Source organism: Pseudomonas sp. FP2338 (assembly GCF_030687515.1).
Lineage (GTDB): Bacteria > Pseudomonadota > Gammaproteobacteria > Pseudomonadales > Pseudomonadaceae > Aquipseudomonas > Aquipseudomonas salomonii.
In genome coordinates, this window is the sequence record NZ_CP117436.1 from 6,000,361 (window position 1) to 6,012,633 (window position 12,273).

Below are 12,273 nucleotides of genomic sequence, written 5' to 3' on the forward strand. Positions count from 1 at the left end.
CAGGCAACCACTTCAGGAATTACGTGTATGAATGTCATCTTGAAACGCTGGAGCCGCCGAATGGTGTGGGCTCTGCCGATGGTTGCGCTGCTGGCTGGTTGTGATAGCGGCAAAGACGCCGACAAAAAAGATGAAGCGGCCAAGCCCCATGCCGTTGCCACTTATGTCAGTGCACCGTGGGAAGCGCTGCCGGCGGTGTCCGACAGCGACCTGCTGGCCGGGTTTGAATCCTGGCGCAGTGCCTGTCAGCGCCTCAAGGCTGATCCGGTATGGGCCGCGACCTGTGCCGCCGCCGCCACCGTACCGGGCGATGCCGTGGCCGTGCGCGGTTTTCTCAAGGAGCGCCTGGATGTGTTCGGCCTGCGCTCGGCCGACAACACACCCAATGGCCTGATCACCGGCTACTACGAGCCGGTCTACCCCGGCAGCCTGACCGAAACCGCCACTGCCCATGTGCCGGTGTACGGCGTGCCGGATGACCTGATCATCGTCAACCTGGAAAGCATCTACCCGGAACTCAAGGGCAAGCGCCTGCGCGGCCGTCTCGAGGGCCGCGTGCTCAAGCCGTATGACGATGCCAGCACCATCAACGGCCAGGGCTCCACCGCCAAACCGATTGCCTGGCTGACCAACCCGATGGACCTGCAGTTCCTGCAGATCCAGGGCTCGGGGCGTATTCAACTGGCCGGTGGGCGCCAACTGCGCGTCGGTTATGGTGACCAGAATGGCTACCCATACCGCCCGATCGGCCGCTGGCTGGTGGAACAAGGCGAGCTGAAAAAAGAGGACGTGACCATGGGTGCCATCAGCGCCTGGGCCAAGGCCAACCCGCAGCGTATTCCACAATTGTTGGCGAGCAACCCCAGCTACGTGTTTTTCAGCGCCCGCCCGGACAGCAACGAAGGTCCGCGTGGTTCACTGAATGTGCCGCTGACGGCGGGTTACAGCGTGGCGGTGGACCGCAAGGTGATTCCGCTGGGCAGCCTGTTATGGCTGTCGACCACTAAGCCTGACGGTTCACCGATTGCCCGACCCGTGGCAGCCCAAGACACCGGCGGCGCGATCACCGGCGAAGTGCGTGCAGACTTGTTCTGGGGCACCGGTGACGCGGCGGGTGAGCTGGCGGGGAATATGAAGCAGCAGGGGCAGATCTGGATGCTGTGGCCCAAGGGCGCGGCGTTGCCCCACGTGCCGGATGCGCCTGCTGGCTCCTGAATAACGTTGAAGATCACATGTGGGAGCTGGCTCCCACACAAGCCAGCTCCCACAGGGGATTACGTCAAACCTCTAGATCGAGACAAAAAAGAAACTCGCAATCAACGCCATCCCTACCGCCCACACCAGCGAACGCAGCATCGCCCAGTCGGCCAGGTAGCAAATGATGTACAGCAGCCGACTGGTGATAAACAGCACCGCCAGCACATTGATGGTCACCAGCGACGCCGTACCGGCCAGGTGCGCGATGATCACCGCCGCAGCAAACGCAGGCGTCACTTCAAAGCTGTTGAGTTGGGCGTTGTGGGCGCGCCTGGCGAGGCCTTCGACGGTGTCCAGGAACGCGCGCGGGTCGTGGTTATGCCGCGGGCCGAACTTGCCGCCGCTGAACTTGGCCACCCCCGTGCACAGGTAAGGCAGGAATATTGCGATCAACACACACCAGAAAGCGGCCGTCATAATGGATTCCTTTTTTTGTTTTAAATAGAAATTAGAGTTTTAGCACTATCACTGCAAAACCGCACTCACCGGCTATGAACCGAAGCACGCCGAAAGGTTCTATCGCGCTTTTAGCCGGCGCCTTGAAACATCCCGCCGCTGTTGCGGTCCATCCCAGCAATAACGACCTTCCCTCACTTCCAAGGACCTCGGATGCTTGAACTTGTCGCCGCCTTTATTTGCCTCACCACGCTGCTCACCTATGTGAACTACCGATTTATCGGGCTGCCTCCCACCATCGGCGTGATGGTCACGGCCCTGCTGTTTTCCCTGATTCTGCAAGGCTTGAGCCTTATCGGCTACCCAGGATTGGAAGAGCGTATCCAGCAGTTGATCGGCCAGATCGACTTCGGCGACTTGCTGATGAACTGGATGCTGTCGTTCCTGCTGTTCGCCGGCGCCTTGCACGTCAACCTCAACGACCTGCGCAGCTATCGCTGGCCCATCGGCCTGCTGGCGACCTTCGGCGTATTGATCGCCACCGTGGTCATCGGCAGCCTGGCGTATTACATTTTTGCCCTGTTCGGCTGGCACGTCAGCTTCCTCTACTGCCTGCTGTTCGGCGCGCTGATCTCACCCACCGATCCGATTGCGGTGCTGGGCGTACTGCGAACCGCCAACGCATCGAAGCCGCTTAAAACCACCATCGTCGGCGAATCGCTGTTCAACGACGGCACGGCGGTGGTGGTGTTTACCGTACTGCTGGGCATCGCACAGTTGGGCGAAACACCGACCGTCGGCGCCACGGCCATGCTGTTCGCCCATGAAGCGATCGGTGGCGTGGTGTTCGGCGGGCTTATCGGCTACCTGGTGTACCTGATGATCAAGAGCATCGAGCAGCACCAGATCGAAGTGATGCTGACCCTGGCGCTGGTGATCGGCGGTTCGGCAATGGCGACCGAGCTGCACGTCTCGGCGCCGATTGCGATGGTGGTGGCCGGGCTGATCATCGGCAACCTGGGCCGCAAGCTGGCGATGAACGACATGACCCGCCGCTACCTCGACGGCTTCTGGGAATTGCTCGATGACATGCTCAACGCCTTGCTGTTTGCCCTGATCGGCATGGAGCTGCTGCTGTTGCCGTTCAACTGGCTGCACGTACTGGCCGCCAGCTTGCTGGCCGTGGCGATCCTGGCTTCACGCCTGCTCACCGTAGCCCCGGCAATCCTGTTGCTGCGGCGCTGGCGCACGGTGCCACGCGGCACTATCCGCATTCTCACCTGGGGTGGTTTGCGCGGTGGCGTCTCGGTCGCACTGGCGCTGGCCCTGCCGCTTGGCCCGGAACGCGACTTGCTGCTGAGCATCACCTACATCGTGGTGCTGTCGTCGATCCTGTTGCAGGGTTTGAGCATCGGCAAGCTGGTCAAGCACGTGACCAAAGATGAGCCGGCACCACCTGCCGAGGCTCACTGATTGAGGCCGGCGGCGAGTTCATTTCGCCGCCGGCGCCTGCGATCAATGGGCCTGCACGATGATCTGGCTTTTGAGGTCGTTGAACATCGCCTCGACCATCGGCTGCATGCTCTTGAACCACTCAGGGCTGCACACCGCTTCGGGGTGGTTAAAGGCAAGCGTGCGGGAAACCAGCACGGTATTGCCGCTGCGCTCATAACTGGCGTCGTAGGTAACATCCGCGCCCTTGAGCGAAACGGTCTTGGGCACCGCCAGAATAGTCAACGAGGTGGGGAACTCGAAGCGGGCCTTTTCAACGCTCTCGCCGGCAAAGCAGGTGAAGTTCTGCACCCGTTCCTTTTCTACCGACAGGGCCTGCACGTCCTGGGCAATATTGCTTCCCAGGCGACTGAGTGCCGGTACACCGATCGGCCCCGGCACGTTGACGAGGTTTTCCGTGCGCCCGGCCAACGTGGTGTTGAAACCGGACGCATCACCTTCCAGCGCATCTGTTTGCAGCGCGGCTTTGCCCGTCTGGCCTGAGCTGCGCAGCATTTTCTGGATCATCTGATCACGCTCCGCCGGCTGCTGAGACCTGATCCAAAAACGCGTCGCTTCGGTACGCCAACCCTCGGCGAGGGACGTTTGCGTAAAGTCTGCCGCGCCCTTGTCATCGACCTTGAACACCAATTCACTCGACAGCTTGCTCGGTTGAGTGGCCGGGGTACGTGCCATCTCGCCAGTACGCGTCAACAATACCGGCTTGTCCAAGTCCTGCAGTGGCAAGTAACCGGCAGCGATGAAACTGGCGGTGGAGTCCAGATAGAGGTCCAGGCTCGGCACATAGGTGATCGCATGGTTGAGCACGCGTAACGCCGCGACCTTGGGCAAAACATAGGCATTGCCGGCGTTGATCAACACCGGTGAGCTGTCGATGCCGACGGCCTTGAGCATGGCTTCCAGCAGGGCCACATGGTCCTTGCAGTCGCCGTAACGATTAGCCAGCACCGATTGCGCCGAGTGCGGCACTACGCCGCCGGCGTCGATGTAAACCGCCACATAACGGATGTTCTTGCGCACCCAATCACTGAGCGCCAGGGCCTTGGCCCGAGGCGTTGGCTGGTCGGCGGTGAGCGTTTGCGCCAATTCGGTGATTTGCGATGTGACCTCAACCTTGGCACGTGCCTCGTAAGCCCTGGCCAGGTCTTTGTAGGTTGCAAAGGTCGAAACAGCGAGGAGTTGGCCATAGTCGGTGTAGGCCACCGCGCCTTGTTCGGGCCGGGTTTTGTCGGCCGGCACGTAGTCCCATCGGTACACCTTACGCCCAACCGCTGCGGCCGCAGTGGAGGCTTTGAAACCGCGGGCCTCAGCGTACAAGGGCTTGTCGGCAGGCAAGTCGTAGATCAGGGAGTAATCCAGCGTGGGGCTCAAGCTCGCCGTGGAGAAGTCGGTAAACTCGCCAGGAAACAGCGCCGTGTGGCGTATTCGCTTGTAGCGCAAGCTCAGACGATCACCCACTGCCACCTCAGGAAAAATCACCACCTTGACCCGCGAATCCTGAAACATCGGGGCATTGGCCGAGGCTTGTTCCTGTTGTTCCCTGATCTGCGGCGCGGTGACCATTACCCTGCGCCCATCGGGCTTGAGCGTGAACGCCTCGACAATCTCCAGGCTATCCAATGAGCGGTTGTAACTGACCGCTTGCTGGGCACTGGACCGGATGGCCCGCTCCTCGTTGATCAGCACGACCTTATCGGCATCCAACACATAGCTGCCGTCGGTATTGATCACGTAGCGTTGAGTATGCTTTTCGATGGTCACGGAGCGATCCGCAGCATCATCCTTAGCCTGCGCCACGCCGAAAACGCCCACCGCCACCACCAGCGCGCACCAACTGCGCCCCCGCAAAAAAGGGAAAGTCCGCATAAAGATCCTTCTTTCATGAATGGAAAACCGCGCAGCGACTTTGCCATTCATTTATGACGAATCAGCTTACTCGTCCTTGTTCACCCGCTGGGGATGGCGCGGGTCTGCGGGCTTGCCCGGCAAGCTGCTCTCACTACGAATCTGCGCATGGCTGATCAACGCAAAGATAAAACTGCCGCCGATGATATTGCCCGCCAGGGTCGGCCCGGCGAACACCAGCCAGAAATCCTTCCACGGCAGCTCGCCGGCAAACACCAGGTACGACACTTCCGCCGAGCCGACGACGATGTGGGTGAAGTCGCCCAGCGCCATGAGGTAGGTGATCAGGATAATGATGAACATCTTCGCGCTTTCCATGGACGGGATCATCCACACCATGGTGGCGATCATCCAGCCGGAAATAATGCCCTTGGCGAACATCTGGCCGGGGTCGTTTTCCATGACCTTGCGGCCGATTTCGAGGAAGGCCATGTCGGTCTTGGTGTCGAAGATCGGCAGGTGCAGCATCACGTAGGCCACCAGCAAGGTGCCACACAGGTTGCCCACCAGCACCACCGTCCACAACCGCAACAGGCGGCCGGCATTGGCCAGCGTCGGCTTGCTCATCACCGGCAGCACGGCGGTCAGGGTGTTTTCGGTGAACAATTGCTGGCGCGCAAGGATCACCGCCAGGAAGCCTGCGCAGTAACCAAAGCTGGCGATCACCTTGAACCCTTCGCCGTCCGGCAGGCGCGAGTTGAGCAACCCCATGCCCATCAGCGACAGGCCCATGGTCAGGCCGGCCGCCAATGCCGACCACCACAGCGCCGCCACATTGCGCTCCAGTTCCTGGTCGCCTTGGGTACGGATGATTTCGTGCAGTACAGCCGCGCGAGGCGGCTGGTTTTTGTCCACGTCCTGCTGCTCTTCCTGCGACAGGTTGGGGGTTTTGCCGTCTGCTTGAGTGGCCATGATGATCCAGAGTCCGTGGGGTGCCTGTAGCTACGACACCCCGTGACGATGGCTGTTCAGTGGCCCGTTCACTAAACCCGCATGCGCCAGGCCTTGGCCTTTTCCACCAGCGTGGAAGACGATAACGTTTCCGAGATTTTGCCGCGCACCGCATACCGCTCAATAAGCTCATCGAGCACCCGATTGACCGCTTCCGGTGTGGCTGCCTTGCCCAAATCACGCTCTGCACGGCGCAGCAGCTCGACATTTGAATCAGGCTGGTCTGGCTGGAACAGCGCGGGGTAAATCACGTCGCGAATGAAATTGCCGGCAACTACTGCAACGTCGCGCCTGCGCATTTCATCCACCGCACCGAGCAGTACCCGAGACACAGAGTCACGCGGCAGCTTTGCAGTGACCTGCAATAGCTGCTGGAAGTTGGCGCTGTCAGGCGCGTGAAGTTGCTTGGCCAACCACTCTGCATACGCCGGATGAGTCACGAGCGCATCCAGATTACGCAGCGCAGACGCCAGGCGCGGGGTGATTACCAAGCGCTCACTGGCCAGGTTCGCTTCAACGATGGCCTGGTCAACTTGCGCCAATACCTCCGTGGCTTGCCGCCTGAAAAGCAGCACATCACGTGAGCCTTCGTCCTTCGACAGCGCGCCCTCGAGATTGGCGAGCATCTCGTCGCTCATCGCCAGCACGGCACTTTCGATGGATGCAAAATGGTGATGCTCGCGAACCTGGGATCGACGTTCAAGGTGGCCGGTCACTGCGGTGCGCGTATTATCCTGCAGGCTTTTTTTCGCCTCCTCCGGCACGGCGAAGTTGACGGTCCCGCTGAAAAAGCTGCTGTAATCACCCTGCTCTGTTTTAAGCGGTATCACCACGGTCTGATCCGCATAGCCCTTATTAAGCCTGGCCTGGTTGAGCTGCTCATTCGCCGTGAAGTTCAAACCCAGAGCCTTGTCTGCGGCGGCGCTGGCGTGGGTGCCTCGGGACTGAAGAGGGATTGTCTCGAACGTCAGAATCAGTTGCTCGGTGTGATCCAGCGGGCTGTTCGGAAACTGGCGCTGGTAAAGACCGTCCACCGGTGTATTGAGCATTAACCCGCCGTCCTGGAATGACGCTTTCTCGCCGTCTACCTGGAACCCGTGACCCTGCTCTACCGGCGCCTTGAACACCACCGGCAAGGCTGCGGAAATATGCGCAGCCCGTGCAATGTCCATGTCCGGGGTCAGGCTCGCATTGAATACCACCAATTGCGAGCGCCCCTCGAACGTGCCGGTGCCGGTGATGTTAAGCGCCTTGATGGTTGGGATGTGCTGACTGAGTACGTGCAAATCCGAGAACGTGACCACTCCACCTGCACTGAGTTTGTCCGCAATGGCCTTCACCTGCGGCAGCTCCGCCTTGGAGGGTGACTCAGCAATGCGCGCCAATACCGTGGCGCGTGACTGGGTCCGTACCAGCTCCTCCAGGCGCTCAGCTGCAGTTCCCAGGCGAGGCAGCACGGTAAAGGCTGTTTGCAGTTTTTCGCTGAAATTGCCTAGCCATTTACCTACCGCTGAACCCGCTTCCTGAAGCTTGCGCAAAAGCGGGTTGTCACTGTTCATCAGGGCTGACAAATCAAGGCTGTTTGACAGCTTCGTGAATTCGTCCGCCGTCATGCCACTGGCCAGAAGCGCGGCGGAAATCGCCCCCGCCGACGACCCCGAAACAGTCCGGACACCGATCATGGCGCCGTTGTCTTCCAGCGCCTTGACGGCACCTGGGAAGGCGACACCCTTGGCACCGCCACCGCTGAGTACCAGTTGCGTCACAGGAGGGGGAGCCAACGTCATCTCGACACGGCCCTGGTCATCGCGGCTGAGGGTTACCTTGCGCTCGCCGGCTTCGTGCAGCAGTACCGACTTCGTTGCGTCTTGCTGGACGGGTCGCAACGTCGGTGTATCACCAATCGCGGATTGAGGAGACGCTGGAGGGGAAATTTTCATACGAAAGCACTCTCATCAGGATGTAGTCCTGAGTGACGAGAGGGCCTCGGAAGGATCCGCGCAGAATTATTTGGTAATGCAAATCAAGCGGTGGTGAAGTTACTCATCCTGAAACTGGTCTTTCACATATTTGATCTCAGTACGCCCGTGCGGCGCGGGCAAACCGTCTTCGCCGAGGTTGACGAAGACCATTTTCTCCACAGTGAGGATGCTCTTGCGGGTGATCTTGTTGCGCACTTCACAGGTCAGGGTGATCGAGGTGCGGCCGAACTCGGTGGCGGTGATGCCCAATTCGATGATGTCGCCCTGACGCGAGGCGCTGACGAAGTTGATTTCGGAGATGTACTTGGTCACCACGCGCTGGTTGCCCAATTGAACAATCGCGTAGATGGCCGCTTCTTCGTCGATCCAGCGCAGCAGGCTACCGCCGAACAGGGTGCCGTTGGGGTTGAGGTCTTCGGGTTTTACCCATTTGCGGGTGTGGAAGTTCATGGTCACTCCAATGCGTCTTGCGAAATGATGGGCATCATCATGGCAGAGCCCGCGCCCAAGCTCTATGCGCCATTGCCTATCACGCCCATGCACGATCTGCATGTGGCCGACAGAAAGGCTTGGGAAGTGCCGCGCACACGGCTATAATCGCCACCGCTTCAAAACGGTCATCTTCGGTTGATACCGTTCTCCCGCCACCTGTCCGAGGGGCGCTGCAGCAGGTTCAACCTGTCAGGCTCGGATGGGGCGTTGTCCGGCCTGGTTAGCCAGCTGGATACTAAACGCACAACGGCGCCCATTCGCACACTACGAATGGAGGCTCTTCATGAGCGCTGTAATTACGCCTGCAGGTTTTACCGACTACAAAGTCGCCGACATGTCCCTCGCCGCCTGGGGCCGTCGCGAAACCTTTATCGCCGAATCCGAAATGCCAGCCCTGATGGGTCTGCGCCGCAAGTACGCTGCTGAGCAGCCGCTCAAAGGCGCGAAGATCCTCGGCTGCATCCACATGACCATTCAGACTGCCGTGCTGATCGAAACCCTGGTTGCCCTGGGTGCCGAAGTACGCTGGTCGTCCTGCAACATTTTCTCGACTCAAGACCAGGCCGCTGCTGCTATCGCTGCTGCCGGCATCGCGGTTTACGCCTGGAAAGGCGAAACCGAAGAAGAGTACGAGTGGTGCCTGGAGCAAACCATCCTCAAAGATGGCAAGCCATGGGACGCTAACATGATCCTCGACGACGGCGGCGACCTGACCGAGCTGCTGCACAAGAAATACCCGCAGATTCTGGACCGTGTTCACGGCGTGACCGAAGAAACCACCACCGGCGTGCACCGCCTGCTGGACATGCTGGCCAAGGGCGAGCTGAAAATCCCGGCTATCAACGTCAACGACTCGGTGACCAAGAGCAAGAACGACAACAAGTACGGCTGCCGTCACAGCCTCAACGATGCTATCAAGCGCGGCACCGACCACCTGCTGTCGGGCAAGCAAGCCCTGGTGATCGGCTACGGCGACGTGGGCAAGGGTTCGTCCCAGTCCCTGCGCCAGGAAGGCATGATCGTTAAAGTTTCCGAAGTTGACCCTATCTGCGCCATGCAAGCCTGCATGGACGGTTTCGAAGTGGTTTCGCCGTTCATCGATGGCGTCAATGACGGCACCGAAGCGAGCATCGACAAAGCCCTGCTGGGCAAGATCGACCTGATCGTGACCACCACCGGTAACGTGAATGTTTGCGACGCAAACATGCTCAAAGCCCTGAAGAAGCGCGCCGTGGTCTGCAACATCGGTCACTTCGACAATGAAATCGACACCGCTTTCATGCGCAAGAACTGGGCATGGGAAGAAGTGAAGCCGCAGGTACACAAGGTTCACCGTACCGGCGCTGGCGATTTCGACCCGCAGAACGACGACTACCTGATCCTGCTGGCTGAAGGCCGCCTGGTTAACCTGGGTAACGCCACCGGCCACCCAAGCCGCATCATGGACGGCTCGTTCGCCAACCAGGTACTGGCGCAGATCTTCCTGTTCGGCCAGAAGTACGCCGACCTGTCGCCGGCCCAGAAAGCCGAGCGCCTGACCGTGGAAGTATTGCCGAAGAAACTCGACGAAGAAGTGGCCCTGGAAATGGTCCGCGGCTTCGGCGGCGTGGTGACTCAACTGACCAAGACCCAGGCCGACTACATCGGCGTGACCGTTGAAGGTCCGTTCAAGCCGCACGCTTACCGTTACTAAGTAACCGCCCCCGCAGCATTGGGGGCGGGCTTGTTGTGGCGAGGGAGCTTGCTCCCGCTGGACCGGGCTGGCGCTCCAGTGCGAAGCGCTCCCAAGATTTTGGGGGCCGCTACGCAGCCCAGCGGGAGCAAGCTCCCTCGCCACATAAAGCTCTCTCCAACAGGGGGAGGCCTCTTCGGTTTTATGAGTTTCCAAGGGTATTAACCATGTCCCAAGACCGTCGCTACAGCTTCGAGTTCTTCCCGACCAAGACCGATGCTGGGCATGAAAAACTGATGGCCACTGCCAAGCAGTTGGCCAGCTTCAACCCCGACTTCTTCTCCTGCACCTACGGCGCCGGCGGCTCGACCCGTGACCGCACGATCAACACCGTGCTGCAGCTCGAAAGCGAAGTCAAAGTTCCCGCCGCTCCGCACTTGTCGTGCGTGGGCGACAGCAAGGCCGACCTGCGCAGCCTGCTGACCCAATACAAACAAGCCGGCATCAAGCGCATTGTCGCCCTGCGTGGCGACCTGCCATCCGGCATGGGCATGGCCAGCGGTGAGCTGCGCTACGCCAATGACCTGGTGAGCTTCATCCGTGAAGAAAGCGGCGATCACTTCCACATCGAAGTGGCGGCTTACCCGGAGATGCACCCACAGGCGCGTAATTTCGAAGACGATCTGCAGAATTTCGTGCGCAAGGCCAATGCCGGCGCCGACAGTGCGATCACCCAGTACTTCTTCAACGCCGACAGCTACTTCTACTTTGTCGAGCGTGTACGGGCCATGGGTGTAAATATCCCTATCGTGCCGGGCATCATGCCGATCACCAACTACAGCAAGCTGGCGCGTTTCTCCGACGCCTGCGGTGCTGAAATCCCACGCTGGGTGCGCAAGCAACTGGAAGCTTATGGCGATGACGTCAAGAGCATCCAGGCGTTCGGCGAGCAGGTGATCACGCAGATGTGTGAACAATTGCTGCAGGGTGGCGCACCAGGGTTGCACTTCTACACCCTGAACCAGACGGAACCCAGCCTGGCGATCTGGAATAACCTCAAGCTGCCACGCTAAGGCTTATTTGGTAATGCCAAGGCCCTCGTTTATACGAGGGCCTTTTGCTTTTAATGCGCCACATCAACTTGCCCGCGAATGCGTGTGCCAGAGCTTCTCTTTAATGCTGGGGCATCGTAACCTCAGGGTATGCCCGTCATTCTCAAGCTGTTGACCACTGTGCTTTTTACTTGCCTGAGCTTCACCGCTTACGGCGAGAAATTGCGCATTGTCACCGAGCCTTGGGCGCCTTATGTATACGAAGACAACGGCAGCATGCGCGGCCTGGATTACGAAACCACGATGATCGTGTTCCAACGCCTGGGGGTGGATGTAGAGTGGCAATTCCTGCCCTGGAAACGCTGCCTGGCCATGCTGGATCAGGGCCACGCCGATGGCGCGCTGGATATTTTCCACAGCCATGAGCGCGACGCCTTGCTGCTTTACCCCAGCGAACCGTTGTCGGCTGTCGAGTTCGTGCTGTTCTATGCCAACGACCGCCCTCATCCGGCCCAGACCCTGGGTGAACTGCGCGGGCTGACAGTCGGCACGTCGCCGGGCTATCTGTATGGCGAGGCCTTCAGCGAATCCAGCCTGTTCGACCGCGAGCCGGCGCCCAGTCATGAGGCCAACTTCGGCAAACTGTCGCTGGGCCGCATTGACCTGGTGATTACGGACCGTCGCGTCGGCCAGCATGTGATCAAGGCCATGGGCCTGGAAGGCAAAGTCAGCCAGGCGCCGCTGGTGGTCAGCCGCCAACCGCAATTTCTGGCCGTGCGCCGGGGCGCCGGCATGGACCTGCTGGTGCAGCGCTTTGCCGCCGAGCTCAAGCGCTTCAAGCAAGAACCTGCCTACGCGGCCTTAAGCGCCAAATATGGGGGAATCCAAGCAATAACGGCCTCCGAACACACCGTTGAGCAGCAGGAAAGCGGCGCGCCGTGATTGCTCTGTTATACTCCGGCCTTTCCGCCAGGCTCACGCCCGGCCGCTGAGGTCTTGAAAAAGGCACCTAACCCAGCTACTGCGCAGCTTTGCAGCCCGCGCGAGCCGGTGG

General features: G+C 60.0%; 10 protein-coding genes and 1 riboswitch. Of the genes, 5 read left to right on the forward strand and 5 right to left on the reverse strand.

The genetic code is table 11. From position 1 onward, the window contains the following. Positions 1 to 27 precede the first annotated feature (27 nt). On the forward strand, positions 28 to 1,215 hold the full coding sequence (locus tag PSH96_RS27235) for a murein transglycosylase A (protein ID WP_305456309.1): 1,188 nt from the start codon (positions 28 to 30) through the stop codon (positions 1,213 to 1,215). Between the two features lie 72 nt (positions 1,216 to 1,287). Here PSH96_RS27235 and PSH96_RS27240 read toward each other — a convergent pair whose 3' ends face one another. Then, positions 1,288 to 1,674: an MAPEG family protein gene (locus tag PSH96_RS27240; RefSeq protein WP_305456310.1), complete on the reverse strand. Its 387-nt coding sequence runs from the start codon at positions 1,672 to 1,674 to the stop codon at positions 1,288 to 1,290. Positions 1,675 to 1,866: 192 nt separating this feature from the next. Between PSH96_RS27240 and PSH96_RS27245 the strand changes: the two genes are divergently transcribed. Continuing rightward, positions 1,867 to 3,126 (forward strand): sodium:proton antiporter, encoded by a 1,260-nt coding sequence (locus PSH96_RS27245; RefSeq protein ID WP_305456311.1) that lies wholly within the window; start codon positions 1,867 to 1,869, stop codon positions 3,124 to 3,126. Positions 3,127 to 3,168: 42 nt separating this feature from the next. Here PSH96_RS27245 and PSH96_RS27250 read toward each other — a convergent pair whose 3' ends face one another. From PSH96_RS27250 to PSH96_RS27265, 4 genes are all read right to left on the reverse strand, one after another. Further along, a complete protein-coding gene (locus PSH96_RS27250) occupies positions 3,169 to 5,031 on the reverse strand; it encodes a DUF3857 domain-containing transglutaminase family protein (protein WP_305456312.1) in 1,863 nt (620 codons plus the stop codon). Positions 5,032 to 5,097: 66 nt separating this feature from the next. Beyond that, entirely contained in the window at positions 5,098 to 5,982 is an 885-nt protein-coding gene (locus PSH96_RS27255) for a formate/nitrite transporter family protein (protein ID WP_305456313.1), read from the reverse strand. 71 nt (positions 5,983 to 6,053) lie between these two features. After that, positions 6,054 to 7,961, reverse strand: coding sequence for a patatin-like phospholipase family protein (locus PSH96_RS27260; protein WP_305456314.1), 1,908 nt, complete (start codon positions 7,959 to 7,961; stop codon positions 6,054 to 6,056). A 99-nt stretch (positions 7,962 to 8,060) separates the two neighbouring features. Further along, positions 8,061 to 8,453: an acyl-CoA thioesterase gene (locus tag PSH96_RS27265; protein ID WP_016977737.1), complete on the reverse strand. Its 393-nt coding sequence runs from the start codon at positions 8,451 to 8,453 to the stop codon at positions 8,061 to 8,063. A gap of 198 nt (positions 8,454 to 8,651) precedes the next feature. Then, a riboswitch (S-adenosyl-L-homocysteine riboswitch) is annotated at positions 8,652 to 8,757 on the forward strand. A gap of 21 nt (positions 8,758 to 8,778) precedes the next feature. On the opposite strand from PSH96_RS27265, the gene ahcY reads away from it, so the two are divergent. From ahcY to PSH96_RS27280, 3 genes are all read left to right on the forward strand, one after another. Next, on the forward strand, positions 8,779 to 10,188 hold the full coding sequence (ahcY, locus tag PSH96_RS27270) for an adenosylhomocysteinase (RefSeq protein WP_064454507.1): 1,410 nt from the start codon (positions 8,779 to 8,781) through the stop codon (positions 10,186 to 10,188). A 206-nt stretch (positions 10,189 to 10,394) separates the two neighbouring features. Continuing rightward, positions 10,395 to 11,240, forward strand: a complete 846-nt coding sequence (gene metF, locus PSH96_RS27275; protein ID WP_058420740.1) for a methylenetetrahydrofolate reductase [NAD(P)H] — start codon at positions 10,395 to 10,397, stop codon at positions 11,238 to 11,240. A 129-nt stretch (positions 11,241 to 11,369) separates the two neighbouring features. After that, positions 11,370 to 12,161 carry an ABC transporter substrate-binding protein gene (locus PSH96_RS27280; RefSeq protein ID WP_305456315.1) on the forward strand — a complete coding sequence of 264 codons (792 nt, stop codon included), beginning with the start codon at positions 11,370 to 11,372 and terminating at the stop codon, positions 12,159 to 12,161. Positions 12,162 to 12,273: the final 112 nt, after the last annotated feature.